Source organism: Methanimicrococcus stummii (genome assembly GCF_032594435.1).
Classification (GTDB): domain Archaea; phylum Halobacteriota; class Methanosarcinia; order Methanosarcinales; family Methanosarcinaceae; genus Methanimicrococcus; species Methanimicrococcus stummii.
In genome coordinates this window covers 21,575-34,949 of sequence record NZ_CP131062.1, presented here as the reverse complement: position 1 = coordinate 34,949, position 13,375 = coordinate 21,575, and the positions used below count along the sequence as shown (strand labels likewise).

12 protein-coding genes are annotated in these 13,375 nt (G+C 43.1%); 2 read left to right on the top strand and 10 right to left on the bottom strand.

Features of this window, described 5'->3' with window-relative positions:
* The first annotated feature begins 195 nt into the window (after window positions 1-195).
* Window positions 196-3,543, top strand: a complete 3,348-nt coding sequence (locus MmiEs2_RS00165; RefSeq protein ID WP_316559433.1) for a GLUG motif-containing protein — start codon at window positions 196-198, stop codon at window positions 3,541-3,543.
* Between the two features lie 247 nt (window positions 3,544-3,790).
* Here the strand turns inward: MmiEs2_RS00165 and nrdD are convergent, their stop codons facing one another.
* The 4 genes from nrdD to MmiEs2_RS00145 all read right to left on the bottom strand — a co-directional run bounded on the left by nrdD (window position 3,791) and on the right by MmiEs2_RS00145 (window position 9,402).
* The gene (gene nrdD / locus MmiEs2_RS00160) at window positions 3,791-6,106 is read right to left on the bottom strand and encodes an anaerobic ribonucleoside-triphosphate reductase (RefSeq protein ID WP_316559432.1); all 2,316 of its coding nucleotides are present in this window, start codon (window positions 6,104-6,106) and stop codon (window positions 3,791-3,793) included.
* Between the two features lie 214 nt (window positions 6,107-6,320).
* Window positions 6,321-6,575 carry a glutaredoxin family protein gene (locus MmiEs2_RS00155; protein WP_316559431.1) on the bottom strand — a complete coding sequence of 85 codons (255 nt, stop codon included), beginning with the start codon at window positions 6,573-6,575 and terminating at the stop codon, window positions 6,321-6,323.
* 540 nt (window positions 6,576-7,115) lie between these two features.
* Window positions 7,116-8,126: a 4-demethylwyosine synthase TYW1 gene (gene twy1 / locus MmiEs2_RS00150; RefSeq protein WP_316559430.1), complete on the bottom strand. Its 1,011-nt coding sequence runs from the start codon at window positions 8,124-8,126 to the stop codon at window positions 7,116-7,118.
* 103 nt (window positions 8,127-8,229) lie between these two features.
* Window positions 8,230-9,402 carry a hypothetical protein gene (locus MmiEs2_RS00145; RefSeq protein ID WP_316559429.1) on the bottom strand — a complete coding sequence of 391 codons (1,173 nt, stop codon included), beginning with the start codon at window positions 9,400-9,402 and terminating at the stop codon, window positions 8,230-8,232.
* 436 nt (window positions 9,403-9,838) lie between these two features.
* Between MmiEs2_RS00145 and MmiEs2_RS00140 the strand changes: the two genes are divergently transcribed.
* Window positions 9,839-10,003, top strand: a complete 165-nt coding sequence (locus MmiEs2_RS00140) for a hypothetical protein (RefSeq protein WP_316559428.1) — start codon at window positions 9,839-9,841, stop codon at window positions 10,001-10,003.
* 127 nt (window positions 10,004-10,130) lie between these two features.
* Here the strand turns inward: MmiEs2_RS00140 and MmiEs2_RS00135 are convergent, their stop codons facing one another.
* The 6 genes from MmiEs2_RS00135 to MmiEs2_RS00110 form a co-directional block, all read right to left on the bottom strand.
* Window positions 10,131-11,093 (bottom strand): tyrosine--tRNA ligase, encoded by a 963-nt coding sequence (locus MmiEs2_RS00135; protein ID WP_316559427.1) that lies wholly within the window; start codon window positions 11,091-11,093, stop codon window positions 10,131-10,133.
* 299 nt (window positions 11,094-11,392) lie between these two features.
* Complete coding sequence (locus tag MmiEs2_RS00130; protein ID WP_316559426.1) at window positions 11,393-11,818, bottom strand: flavodoxin; 426 nt, start codon at window positions 11,816-11,818, stop codon at window positions 11,393-11,395.
* 224 nt (window positions 11,819-12,042) lie between these two features.
* Entirely contained in the window at window positions 12,043-12,195 is a 153-nt protein-coding gene (locus tag MmiEs2_RS00125; protein WP_316559425.1) for a hypothetical protein, read from the bottom strand.
* A 5-nt stretch (window positions 12,196-12,200) separates the two neighbouring features.
* Window positions 12,201-12,467: a hypothetical protein gene (locus MmiEs2_RS00120; protein WP_316559424.1), complete on the bottom strand. Its 267-nt coding sequence runs from the start codon at window positions 12,465-12,467 to the stop codon at window positions 12,201-12,203.
* Window positions 12,464-12,892, bottom strand: a complete 429-nt coding sequence (locus MmiEs2_RS00115) for an ADP-ribosyltransferase family protein (protein ID WP_316559423.1) — start codon at window positions 12,890-12,892, stop codon at window positions 12,464-12,466. Before MmiEs2_RS00115 ends, MmiEs2_RS00120 begins: the two co-directional genes overlap by 4 nt.
* Before the next feature lie 147 nt (window positions 12,893-13,039).
* The gene (locus MmiEs2_RS00110) at window positions 13,040-13,297 is read right to left on the bottom strand and encodes a PRC-barrel domain-containing protein (RefSeq protein ID WP_316559422.1); all 258 of its coding nucleotides are present in this window, start codon (window positions 13,295-13,297) and stop codon (window positions 13,040-13,042) included.
* Between the last annotated feature and the right edge of the window lie 78 nt (window positions 13,298-13,375).

The window sequence follows — 13,375 nt, the reverse complement described above, 5'->3', positions numbered from 1 at the left end:
GCGATTGATTTTTTATGACTCATTATGAATAAAACGGTTAAAAATATTAATTGATGAAATAAAAATAGACCGTCGAAACAAAATAATACAGCAAATATAAATAACAGAAATAATTCTTATTAATAAATCAATTAATGGAAATTAACAAAAAATTCAGGAAATATTACAACAACAATAACGATATTAGAGGGCGACATGAAAAACAAATTATTATTGGTAATCGGAATGGTGTTGGCATTCCTTTTGCTTATAGGGGGAACGGCAGCTGCCGCGCCGGTTTTATTTGCAGGCGGAGACGGCAGTTTGGGAAATCCGTATCAAATTGAAAATCTTGAACAATTGAATGCCGTCAGAGAAGATTTGACTGCGAATTATATTCTGAACAACGACATTGACATGTCCGCTTATACCGCATGGGAACCGATCGGAAGAACCGAATGGAATCAAGGAGCAAATACATGGAATAAAGAATTTCCGTTTACGGGAACATTCGACGGTGCCGGTCACACCATATATAATTTCACCCACCTGCCCGAAACAACAGACCCGCTTAACAGACAGCCCGACGGAAACGGAAGCGGTTTATTCGGGTACATCAACAATTCAGAAATTAAAAACGTCCGCATGGAAAACATCAGAATCGAAAGCGTGATCATGGATCACAACAACGTCGGAGTACTCGTCAGCCATGCCAATAACTCTTCTATTATAAATTGCTCAAGCGTCAACGGATCAATCGAATTGACCGGACTTTTGTGGCTTTCCAATGCCGGCTATACCGGCGGAATCGTCGGAAAAGCAGACAACAGCACAATCAAAGACTGTTATTCGGATGTCAACATCAAAACGCACTTCCATCTGGCCGGCGGTCTTGCAGGCGGAGTTATAAACACGAACGTGACAAACTGCTCGGCAACAGGAAACGTTTCTGCCCGCTCAACCGTCGGCGGTTTAATCGGCGGCGCCTCCGTTACCAAATCTGATGATATTTATATCAAAGATTGTTTTTCTACCGGAAACACTTTCGGCATGACAGTGCCGTGTAAAAATTCCCTTGATCTTGGCGGCGGAACGGCAGCCGGTTTTATCGGCACCGTTTCGCAAACAGGAACAACAGCTTTGATACACATTTCAAACTGTAATTCAACCGGAAACGCAAGTGTTGAAAACGGAACAACAGCCGGCGGATTTATCGGAGAATTACGAAACGGCACCGTTTCCGATTGTTACGCGACCGGATCCGTCTATGCTTCCGGATACACTTACGACAACGGAACGCTTGCTCTCGGATATGCCGGCGGGTTTATCGGAAAAATGAATAACGGAACCATTCAGGATTCTTTTGTTTCCAATACGGTTTCAACATTTGATGAAGCCGGCGGATTTATCGGACAGATGACCAACGGCTCAATCCAAAGATGCCGCGCTGTCACAAACACAACCGCCGAAAACTCTTCAGCCGGCGGGTTTATCGGGATAATGAAATGCGGAACAATTGAAGAGAGTTATGCGCTTGGAGATGTTTATGCAAAAAGCGATGCCGGCGGATTTGTCGGAACGGTTAATGATACAACCGCTAAAAATGAAATAAAAATAAACAATACTTATTCCGTTTGTGATGTCAAAGCCGGGGAAAATAACGCCGGCGGATTCATCGGACAAGTTATTGCTCACGGAAAAAACATTTTAATTGCAAACAGTTACACTGCCGGCTCTGTTGAAAGCATCGGAACCGCCGGCGGTTTGATTGCTAAATCCGGCGAAAACGTCCTTTCCAATGCGTTTTATGATAAAACAGCGGCAAACACGGAAATCACAGCCGGCGGATCAGGCGGCAAAGGAAAAAACACGGATGAAATGAAAAACATAACTGTTTTTAAAAACGCCGGCTGGGACATTACAAAAGATGAGCCGAGCGGATCTTCCGTTTGGTACATTTTGGAAGATTACGGTTATCCCGTTTTGACTTCATTTTACCCGGAAACCGTTTACATTGAAACGGAAGAAGAGTTTAAAATGATCGGAACACGCGTGTACGAATACGATGCCGATGATTCCGGACAGAAAAAATTCTGGCACACAAATGCAAATTACATATTAACCGGCGACATTTTTCTGCCGGAAAAATTGAATTTTGAGCCTGTCGGAAACGAATCTTTACCGTTTAAAGGAAGTCTGACAAATCAAGCCAATTACGTTATTCATAATTTAAAAATTGAAAAACCGGCGGAAGAAAACGTCGGGTTCATCGGATTCGCGAAAAACGCAGTCTTAACCGGAATTCAATTTGAAAACACATCTGTTGCGGGGGACTACACCGCAGGAACCATTATCGGAAACGGCACAAATATAACACTTATTAACTGCGCCGTCGAATCCGGAAATGTTTCGGCATTCGAAGAAGTTGGCGGATTAATCGGAAAAGCCGACGGCGCGGTTTTGACGAATTGTTCGTTTGAAGGCGATTTTGTTAAAGCAACCGGAACTTATTTCGCCGGCGGGCTGATCGGAAACGCGTCAAACATCACCGTCTCAAACAGTTTTGCCGAAGTCAAAGAGGTTTATTCTGAAAACGAATATGCCGGCGGACTCGTCGGATTTGTTTCAAAAAGCGCATCTGTGTCTCAAAGCGGCTTTTCAGGAAATGTGACAGCCGGCTACGCTTACGCAGGCGGGCTCATCGGAGAAGCCGAAAAAACGATTGTCTCTCAAAGCTTCGCGAAAGGAAACGTGACGGCGAATACACATTCGGCAGGCGGATTAATCGGCGCGTTATCGGCCGGTAAAATAACGGAATCATTCGCAACAACCGGAACAGTGACGGCAGATGAAGCGGCAGGCGGTTTAATCGGCTTTGCCGACGGAGACAATGCCGAAATAATCGATGTCATCGCGACAAATTCAATTCATACAACAAACGGAAAAGCCGGCGGACTCATCGGCACTGTTGCAGCCGCTTCCCAGATTCAAATCGAAAACGGTTTTGCATTGAATCGATATGTGAACGGAACGGCAGATACCGGCAGCTTAATCGGCTCGGCAGATAGCGGAAATGTTCAGATTCAAAACAGTTTCAATTGGGACGGCATAAAAAACGGCAACGTTTTGATGGATACTGAAACCGGCATTCACGGAACTGAAATCAGCGCTGAGGATGTTTGGGATAATTTTGATGAAAACAGCGCTTGGGATTTGCTTTCTGCAAAAACAAACTGGCAGAAAGACGAATACAGCCGATACTTGCTGCCGATTTTGGCATGGCAGAATCAGCCTTTTGTTGCCGACGCTTTGTATTTAGTATTCGAAGAAGAAACGGAAAACAAGAACACCGGCTCAACAACCGATTCCAAAGCAATCATTAAAGAAACAGTTGCAGCGCCTGTGACCCCCGAAAATGAAATTCCCGAAAAGGGATTTGAAACCGAAATTTTGACACCGCCTGTTGAAACGGCAGTGAATATGATGCCGATTTTATTAATTTTCCTTGCGGCTATCGGAATTTATATTTGCCGCAGAAAAATGGAAAACGATGATGAAAATTAACGGCTGAAATTCAGCCGTCCTTTCTTTTTATTTTAAAAACGAATCATTTGTTTGAATTTATTTTTTGAAAAACGATGCGGCTCGCGCGCGGCGCAGCGGCGGCAAACAGTAGCAATAAAGCCAAGAAGAAGATTAAAAAAATAAAAAAGGAAGAAGTGAAAAGAGATTAAAGTGGCTTCTTTTCGTTCGTTTTTATGATCCGTTTTAAAAATCGTTTTTGGTGATTAAGAAAAAGAAAGTTTGAGAATCAAACCTTCAAATTTCTCGGATCAGCGCGTGTTCTGTCCACCAATTCCTGGCGTTTGCCGGCGTTCCAGCCGTCAACAGACTGGAGATAGCCTGTGATTCTGGACAGATGGTCGATGTTGTTTGAGCCGCATTTCGGGCAGCATTCTTTGATGCCGGAGGCGACGTAGCCTTCGTCTTTACAAACCGTCATGTCGCGCGTGAACGCGAAGTAGCCGGTGTGCGTGTTCTTGGCGATGTGCATCGCCATTTCCTGAAGTCCGTCGGGGTCGGGCGTTCCCTCGCCGAGCCAGATGTGCAGAATGTTTCCGCCGTCAACGATCGGGAAGAACGTTTGTTCGTAATTGATTCTTTCAATGACGGAAATGTCGGCGCCCGGCGGAATGTGCGTGCCGTTCGTGTAGTAAACCGGCAAGTCTTTCGTTGTCCCGAGCTCCTTTTTCGTCAGCTCGACATCGCCGTTCATGTTGTTTTCAGCTTTGTCCGCATATTCGGGGTGAAGCAAATCGGACACCGCAAATCTCTGAGCGGTGGTTTCCGCCGGCGTTCTTGCAAGCGCGATTTCAATGCCGTTTTCCTGAGACAGTTTCTGAGCGTGCATTTTCATTTCATACATGACGCGAACCGCGAATTTGAAAGATTCCGGGGACTCGTACATGGATTTTCCGGTATGATACTGAACCATTTCATTGATGCCGATGACACCGATTGTGTAAACGAGTGCATCGAAATCAACGGCGATACATCCCGGCTCTCCGGTTGTCGGATCCTTGGGCGTCATTGCCGCAAACGGAATTCTGTTGCAGTCCAAAAGATGGTCCATCCACTTTTTCTTCACGCGGAAGACTTCAACGGATTTGTTCATGAGATATTTGAGTTCGTCAATCAGTTTCTGATCGTCGTGCTCGGCCTTGTAAGCGGCGCGCGGGCAGTTGAGGGACATAACCATCCAGGAGCCCATCGAAAAGTGCTTGCCGTCTTTGAAGTAAAGCTTTTCATCGAATTGATCGTCGTCTTCGGGATTAGCGGAGAACTGGTAAGCGCAGCACTGATAGCAGCTGATGCCTTCGCCGGCGCCGCGATATTCCGGGATTTGGTTGTCGAAATACGGCGTTCCGAATTTGGCAGCCAATTCAAATGTGAGGCGGTAAAGCTCTTTATAAGATAAAACGTCGGGGTTGGCGGCGTTAAACGCTTCATCTTCTTCCATGAAATCGGGTTCGATTGAAATTTCCGGCTTCGGGAAGCTGAAAGGCTTTCCCCAGTCGTCGCCTTTGAGCATGACAACCATGAGCGCGCGGAATCCTTTGCGGACTTCCTTTTCCAAGTCACCGTAGACCCATTTCTTGGTGCCGTTTGTGCCGTCCCAAACTTTGCCCATCGCAACGACGGGTTTGTCTTTCCAAAGCTTCGGAATGCCCGGAGAAAGCTGAACGGATGAGAAAACGGTCTGGCCGCCGCGAGCGCACATCATCTGCATCATTTCGTAAACGAACATCTGCATGAGCTGTTCCAGCTCTTTGTCGGTTTTGTCAACGAAATACGGTGCGAGGAAAGCTAAGAAATTGTAGAAACCCTGACCGCCGGCAAAATTTGTTTGCGCGGATCCCATGACTTTAACGGCGTGCAAAATTGCAACTTCCGCTTTCATGGCCGGGCCTGCGACACTGGACTGAACGCCGACGCCGTCGGGCATGAGGCCGTAGTAGAAGAAGTAGCGAAGATCCCAGTCCTGGCAGAACGGGCGCGTGCCGAAGTATTCCAAATCGTGAATGTGGAAATCGCCGTTTAAGTGAAGGTCGGCGAGGTTTCCCGGCATCAAAAGAAGGTTTTGTTCTTTTGACATTTTGTCAGCTTTCTTTTTGTGAGACGTTTCGGCGTTGTCTAACTGGTTGGCATTGTCGTGAGATTCGAATCCGAGGCCGGTATCGATTTCACAGGCGTCATAAACGGATGCGCCGACTCTTGTCATAACATTACGCCATTCGGAATGGCCGTGTTCCAACAAAATACAGTTGACGATTTCACGGACCAGCGGACCGGAAAGGAATTCGACACCCATTTTGCGGATGCGCGCTTCGGCTTCTTTCGCGATTTCGGACGCTTCCTCTTTGGAAATGCCGGAAACGCCGTAGAAACGCTCCGCGAGCGGCGTTTCTTTCAGGAGTTGGCGGACAATTTCGTTTCGGTCCCAGTCCATCATGTAGCCGTTGGTTGTTCTGACCTTCGGCATTGTCGGAATCGTTCCGCCGTCAAGTGTTTGCTGAACTTGGCGGTTGTCTTTTCCTTCTGTATTTTTGTTGAGTTCTGTTGACATAAGTCGTTTCACCGTGTATGATTTTTGTTTTTAGGCCGTTTTTAGTTTATTTTTAAATTTATATGATAATGAATAATTTGATAAGCTGAATGCAAGTCATGTGAAAGTAATCGGAACGGAAATGTGTGAAGTCCGTAATCGTTTACGTTCGTTTTTAAGGTTGATTGATAGATGACAGCGGTTCAATACCGCGTGGCGAGTGAATTGCGTTTATTTACGCAATCAGTGTCATGATTTGGTCTTCTTTGACGGCGGTTCCGTCAAAAATTTCCTTGTAGGTCAGAAATTTGTCGTCAATTTGGAGAACCGGCGCGACGTTTGTAAAAATATTGTTGACCGCAAGTTCCGTTAAGGCTTCCGGCGTGCTCATGTCCATTTCTTCATAAGCGACGCTTTGGGACTGGAAAAATCCCTTTAAAATTTTGCATTTCGGACAGACATCTGTTGTATAAATAATGACTTTTGACAAACTTTCACCTGATTTTTCTGTTATTAAGACAAGCAAACCAAATCTTGTCTTTTTTTGATTTCGTTTCAATGCGGTAAATTTAAAAAATGCCGCCGTGAATTGAAAAACGCAGATCGCTCTGCAATTAATATAAAATCCCGACAATTAAATAATCGGGAACTTTCGTGAAACGTTAATAACTGTTCTTTTGTTTAATAAGCTTTTTACCACCATGTTTGAATACAAACCCCGAAAACGATTACAGCCCCCACATAGGGACTGAATACAAAGAAAAAAGACAGAATATAACGAGCCGGCCGATAATTTGATAGCATACCTGGTAACAAAGTCAACGCGATTCGATAAATCAGACAAAACAAGAGGATTAAAACCAAAAACAAAATAAAAGCCGATAAAATGGAAATTTAGAAGAAAAATTGAATAAAAACGAATAAAATTGAATGGTAATAAATAAAAATAAACAGAAAATAATGAATTCGAATTTATCAAATTCAACAAATTCAATCAATTTCCTGATTCAGTCTTCCGATTCAATTAATTTCAATCATTTGAAACATCAGACAGTTCGCCGTTTTCCGATAAAACAACAACGCGGCTCGGCTCGGATTCGCCGGCGAATTTGTAACCGGCAAGATCGCCGATTTCTTTTGCGAATTTTCGAATTTCATCCTGCTCGGCCATGTTGGCGCGCGTGAGGCGCAGGCGGGAAAACCCGACATGCATGTAAGATTTAATTTCAATGAAATCGGGTTTCGCTTTTTGAATCAATTCGGCGTAGCCGGCGGCATCTGTCATGTTTAAGCCTTTGACGGCGGTAATTCGAATCGCGGTTCTGACGCCTTCTTCTTTCTTTTCTTTGAGAACGGCCAGCGATTCCGTTACTTTTTCCCAGAGGCGCGGACTTTTCGGCCGACAGACTTCGTCATACATTTCAGGCGTTGTCGCATCTAAACTCATGTAAAGCTGCGTCGGCCGGATTTTTCGAAGCATTTCCGGCTGCGTTCCGTTGGTCACGAGAAAAACCGTCATGCCGGCGTTTTCGTAAGTTTGAATCAATTCGGGCAAACGCGGATAAAAAGTCGGCTCGCCGGAGAGCGAAATCGCGACATTTGACGGATTTTTGGCTTCATCGTAATTGCCGGGAACGGCATTCGGAGAACCGCCGAAACCTGTAATCAGTTTTCGCTGCGCTTTGATGCTTTCTTCAACGATTTTCTCAGGCGTGTCCCACTCCTCAGGCGCGTGCGCGGGAACCTCCGTCGGGCGCCAGCAAAAAACGCATTCCTGATTGCACATCAGCGTCGGCGTCATTTGAAGACAACGATGCGATGTGACACCGTAAAAAGAAGATTTGTAGCAAACGCCGGTTCCGTTCATGGAATTTTTAAGCCAGGCGCAGGTTTTAACAGCGGAATGAGCGCCTGCTTTCGCGTAGCCTTGGCGCGCCATCAGCTCGTCAATTGTGATTTCTTCGGGGGAATAACCGAATCGAATGCGTTCACCGGAAACGAATTCCGTTTGGTTTTTTTTGATTTCAGATGACTCATCCATTTTTTAACCCGAATAAAAATAAAATTGAGAAATAATAAATTAATAAATTATTGAAAAAAATATTTCAATTTAATTCAATAATAAAATAAAAGATACAAAACCGTCAGACAATGAAATATCGGTTGTTACCGCTCGGTTTTTCAATTTCTTCCGCGTCCGCGCCGATTAAGCTGGCGATTTCAAGACCGTCGCCGCCGATGTTGGCGAGTGAAGAATACAATTCGTCTTTTGAAATGTATTTTTCTGTCCTTGTACCGTCTTCCAATTGCACTTTGATGGAAATTTCGGATTTGATCGGGCTTCTGCGAATGCATTCGGCAACGATTGAACCGTATTGCGTCGCGATAATTTTCATGCAGTCGAAAATTAGATTGTTGACAATCGCGTCGTCGTCGTCGATTAAAATGTCCGTCAATTCAAAAGCGGAAACGCTTTTTCGAATGTATTCCATAATGTTTTTCGGAATGTTTTGAAGTGCGGCATCTTCAATCAAAGACGCCAAATCAGTGTCGGCCGTAATGTCGCGGCCTTCATCGTAAATGGAGAAGTTGCCGTTCTTGCGGACAACGCGGATAATTTTCTTTTTGTTTTCCAAATCCAGTGAGAAATTGTACAAATCGTCGTACTGAATGGAAAGAACCAAATATTCCGAAAGGCTGAGGACGCGCGGTTTGTGCTCTTTGGTGAACAATCCGGTTGTCGCCATGACCGGCAGCGAAAAGTCGCCGAGCAAGCGCTGAACGGTCAGTCGCTCATCGGAGAAGTGTAATTTATAATTGAATTGAAGGCCGGAAGAATAGCAATAAAGTGTTCCGCCGAGCGTTTCGTGATAAGAAATGTCGTAGACGCGTTTGGCGCCGTAAACGCTTGAAATTAAAAACGGATTTAAAATTTTGATGATTTCAAGTTCTTTGGCTTTGATTTGGGCACCGGAATCTCTTTTCATAACATAGACTTCGGATTCGTAATCGTCGTGCGTTTTTCGGATATATTTGTCGCAAACTTCCATAATTTCATTGATGCACGGCTCAAGCAAAGCGGCGTCATCCAAATCCAAATTGGACGGCATGCTGTGCATTAAATTGTCTTTGAAGCTGCTGAAAACGGCGACTTTGCGCTCAAATAAAGCGCCTTGATCTTTTTCCAAATCTTTGAGTTCCATGATTTGGTTTTCAAGCGGCAGAATTTTTTCAAGACATTCGACGTAATTTTTCAGATCCTGAATGAAATCCCGCTGAATCGGGAGCTCTGTTCCGTCCTGATAAGTGTAAAGCATAAGTGCACCTTTGAATTGTTGATAAATGTAATGTATAGTCGAAATATAATTGAAACAATAATTGAAATAATGATAACGAAATTGAAAGTTGAGTGATTTTCTCTTTACTCACTTCAAGAATATAACTGTAATTATTGCGATTTTCTTTTTAATATTTTCGTGAGCCGAAAGGATTTAAAATTCAATCAAACCGGCACCGAAACTTCAAAATTGATGTCAATTGAAACCGTTTTTAAAATGAAATGCATAAAGAAACGAATTTATTTCGGCTAAATAAATGACGAAATGAAAAACGACAAAAACGAATATTGTTTTAATTGTTTTTCAGCTTCATCTTTTTTCAGTTTTTTCAAATTATTTTTGACATTGTTGCCATTCGATTGCAGCTTGGTTACAGTTTGCATGTTACCGCTTACGCTGCTGTTTGCGTCCCGCATTGCATCTGATTTTCAGAGCAGCCGTTCGCTGCGCGAACGGGGCGCCGCTGCCTGCCGCCGCTGCCTGCCGCCGCTGCCTGCCGCCGCTGCCTGCCGCCGCTGCCTGCCTGCCGCTTGCGCCGTCGCCGCGCGCGAGCCGCACCAATTTTTCAAAAAAGAATTGAAACCGCATCTTCGATTTTCAAAAAATAATAGAAACCACGCCTTCGATTTTCAAAAAATAATCGAAACCGTACCTTCGGTTTTGAAGAAAAATTAAAAAAAAGAAAAGAAAAAAATTAAATTCAAAATTTAAAGCAAAACCGCTCTGACCGGATCCAAAATTTCATTGAGATATTTGGTGCAGGCGTTTTTCAAATCCATCGGATGGATTTTGCCGTCGGCGAATGCGGTTTCCAAATCAGCGTAAGAATTGTAAATCTCGTTTCCGCCGAATTTTTCCGGCTTTTCGATTGTAATTGATTCGTAGCGCGGGAAAATGTGGTATTTGAAAAGTTCCATAATCGGATTTTGTTCAATATCGCCCTGTTGACAGTATGCTTTTTTGATTTTGTGCGCGACATCTTCGGCGGTGTCGTCAACGGAAATGAAATTGTCGTTGGACGAAGACATTTTGTTGCCGTCAAAGCCTGAAATAATCGGCGTGTGAATGCAAATCGGCTTCTTGAAGCCGAGTTCCGGAAGGTGTTCGCGGGCCAGCATGTGAATTTTGCGCTGGTCGGTGCCGCCGACGGCAATGTCAACATCCAATAAGGCGATGTCAATTGCCTGCATAATCGGGTAGACCAATTGCGAAACCATCGGATTGTCCATGGCGCGGCCGACCTCGTCCATACTGCGCGTTGCACGGTTGAGCGTGACGGATTTTGCCATCTGCAAAACATTAATCATATATTCCTGACCCAACTGATAGTCCGAACCCAAAACGAATTTGGTGTTTTCTTCGCTCAAACCGAGCGCGATAAAGCAGCGCTTGTTGTAATCCGCGATTTTGCGGACTTCCTCAAAAGTGCCTTTCTTGTTGAGATAAGCGTGGACATCCGCAAGTAAAACAGTCACTTCGCAACCGGCTTTCTGGCAGTCCAACAACTTGTTGACCGTCAGAACGTGTCCCATGTGAATGCGTCCGCTGGGCTCATAACCGACATAAACCTTAGGAGACGGGTTTGTTTTAATCAATTCTGTCAGTTCTTCGTCCGTGACGACTTCGTCCACGTTGTATTTAATTCGTTCGATCTTCTCTTCAGGGGTCATCCAAAAACTCCGTAAATATAAATTGCAATTCAGCGCCGCTTCCTTTGGGGCGCCGCCTCAGATTCGATTCAATAAAAAGAATGCTCTGAATTTTACAATGAGTGCCTTTTAAAGATATAAATCATTCTGTTTTTCAAAAAAGCACGCTTTTTGATTTGGTATAAACCCGGCCAATTCGCACGCGAAAGCACCGCAGCAAAAACAATACAAAAAAGACAAGAATCAAAAAACACAGAAAGAGAGGGTGCGCCACATTTGTGCGGCGCGAGAGGGTTTAAAAAAGAAAGAAAATGAAAAATTTATAATCCTGCGATTTCTTTTCCGAAATTGCGGCATTTTTCAATATCGTCCCCGGCCGGTTCCAAATTGACGATTAATCCGTCTTTTAAGAGATTTGCGCCGGCCTTTTTGACATCGGATTCCCAAATGCGCATCCATTCACCGTCGCCCCAATCGTAAGAACCGAAAAGAGCGATTTTTCTGCCGTTTAAAAGATTTGTAACGGAACTCATGAAAGGTTCAAATTCGTCTTCTTCCAAAATTTCATCACCCATTGACGGGCAGCCGAAAACGGTGATGTCCGCGCCTTCGACATCCGCAGCGGACGCAGACGAAACTTCTTTAAGCGAAACATCGGCCCCGGCGGAAACTGCGCCTTCACAAATCAAATTTGCCATCGATTCCGTGTTGCCGGTACCGCTCCAATAAATAATACACATTTTCATAATAATTCTCCTTTTTTGAAGTAAGCTTCAACAAGGGAAGGATTTCACTGAATATAAATATTTTCGTTAAAACGAAATTAATTTTAGATAACGAAATGAAATGATGACAAAATGAATTAGAATGAATGGATAAAAATAAGTCAAAAATAAATTTGAAAAATGGAAAGAAATAGAAAAAATGATGAAATTGACATAAATAAATTAAAAATAAATTGAAAAATGAATTAAAAAGGAAGACCGGCTTTTGCACGCTGCATGCGTTCTTCCCAATCTTTTTTAGCTAATATATTAATTCGTTTCCGTTCTGCTTCCTGTTCAGGAGTTAAAACGGCACGCCCTTTAATTTCAAACATAACATGAAACGGTTCTGAATACATAATAGTCACTCCGTAAATTCTTGTATGGTGTAAACTTGAACATTTTTGTATATATCTGTTTCGATTTCAATATTTTTAATACCAATTTCTGAAATTGAATAAGAAAGATTTCTTGGTCTTAAAACTTCAAATTCAGTTTCATCAATATAAAGCGCAGGCATTTCAGGCGTTAGAAGTAACTGAAAAAGAATCGGTGAATTTGCGTTTGTATATTTTAAAGCGTTTTCAATTCGCAAACTGAAACTGCCGTATGCTTTTTCATCAAAATTCATATTAATATACGGCCGGCATGAAAACCAATCAAGATCAGAGACACACCGCGATAAACAAATCTTGATGCTTGAAGGCGGCTTTTAGAAATCGCCCGATCAATATTAGAAATTTTGTTTCGAACCAAACTTTGTTCTTCCAAAGATAGAGATTCAAAGAAAGAAGAATTGCGGCAGTATGAATTAATAACGTAGCAGTAAGGTTTGTTCTTCCAAATCTCAGGAAGTTCAATGTTCCAATCCGTTTTTTGAAAATGAAATTCATGAACATCCTGATAATTCCCGACAGAAATTTTTTCAGCTGCCGATAAATCATTTCGACGGTAACAAGATTTTAGGATTTCATATTTTGCCGAGTCTTCCGCGATACAATTAAAAAACGGATTTTGAAAATCCGAATTCCGGTAAAAAGAATATGATTCATTCATATCGGTTTCAAACCGCAAAAAAAGATAAAGAAATCGAAATTTTCAAAATCGAAAAGCTTATCTGCCGAAAACAAAAGTTAAGCAGCGAAATCAGAAATTTAAAGAAATAATAAAATCAGAAAAAAGTAAAATGAAAGAAAAAACGACTCAATCGTCGCCTTTCTTTTGGAATCTGCGAATCACGTCGCGGATTAAAACGATGTCTGCTGCGGTAACAACCCAGCGGTACGGGATAATAATGCCGTCGCCTGCAACGTCAAAAACATCGGTATTGACATGGTCTGCAATGATTCCGGAAACGGATTGGCTTTCGACATCGATAATTAAATCAGTGACTTTTCCGACATAAATACCGTTGACGGTATAAATGTCAAGTCCAAAAAGTGAAGTCAGTTCGGTACGCATATTTTCTCGCCTTTGAATAGATGTGTGAAATAATTTTAAAAGAATTGTGAATGAATGATTAGAGTATATATGGGAATA

Coding starts and splice junctions, on each gene's coding strand:
- MmiEs2_RS00165 (WP_316559433.1), top strand. CDS start 196: ATGAAAAACAAATTATTATTGGTAATCGGAATGGTGTTGGCATTCCTT.
- nrdD (WP_316559432.1), bottom strand. CDS start 6,106: ATGTCAACAGAACTCAACAAAAATACAGAAGGAAAAGACAACCGCCAA.
- twy1 (WP_316559430.1), bottom strand. CDS start 8,126: ATGGATGAGTCATCTGAAATCAAAAAAAACCAAACGGAATTCGTTTCC.
- MmiEs2_RS00145 (WP_316559429.1), bottom strand. CDS start 9,402: ATGCTTTACACTTATCAGGACGGAACAGAGCTCCCGATTCAGCGGGAT.
- MmiEs2_RS00135 (WP_316559427.1), bottom strand. CDS start 11,093: ATGACCCCTGAAGAGAAGATCGAACGAATTAAATACAACGTGGACGAA.
- MmiEs2_RS00130 (WP_316559426.1), bottom strand. CDS start 11,818: ATGAAAATGTGTATTATTTATTGGAGCGGTACCGGCAACACGGAATCG.
- MmiEs2_RS00125 (WP_316559425.1), bottom strand. CDS start 12,195: ATGTATTCAGAACCGTTTCATGTTATGTTTGAAATTAAAGGGCGTGCC.
- MmiEs2_RS00120 (WP_316559424.1), bottom strand. CDS start 12,467: ATGAATTTTGATGAAAAAGCATACGGCAGTTTCAGTTTGCGAATTGAA.
- MmiEs2_RS00115 (WP_316559423.1), bottom strand. CDS start 12,892: ATGAATGAATCATATTCTTTTTACCGGAATTCGGATTTTCAAAATCCG.
- MmiEs2_RS00110 (WP_316559422.1), bottom strand. CDS start 13,297: ATGCGTACCGAACTGACTTCACTTTTTGGACTTGACATTTATACCGTC.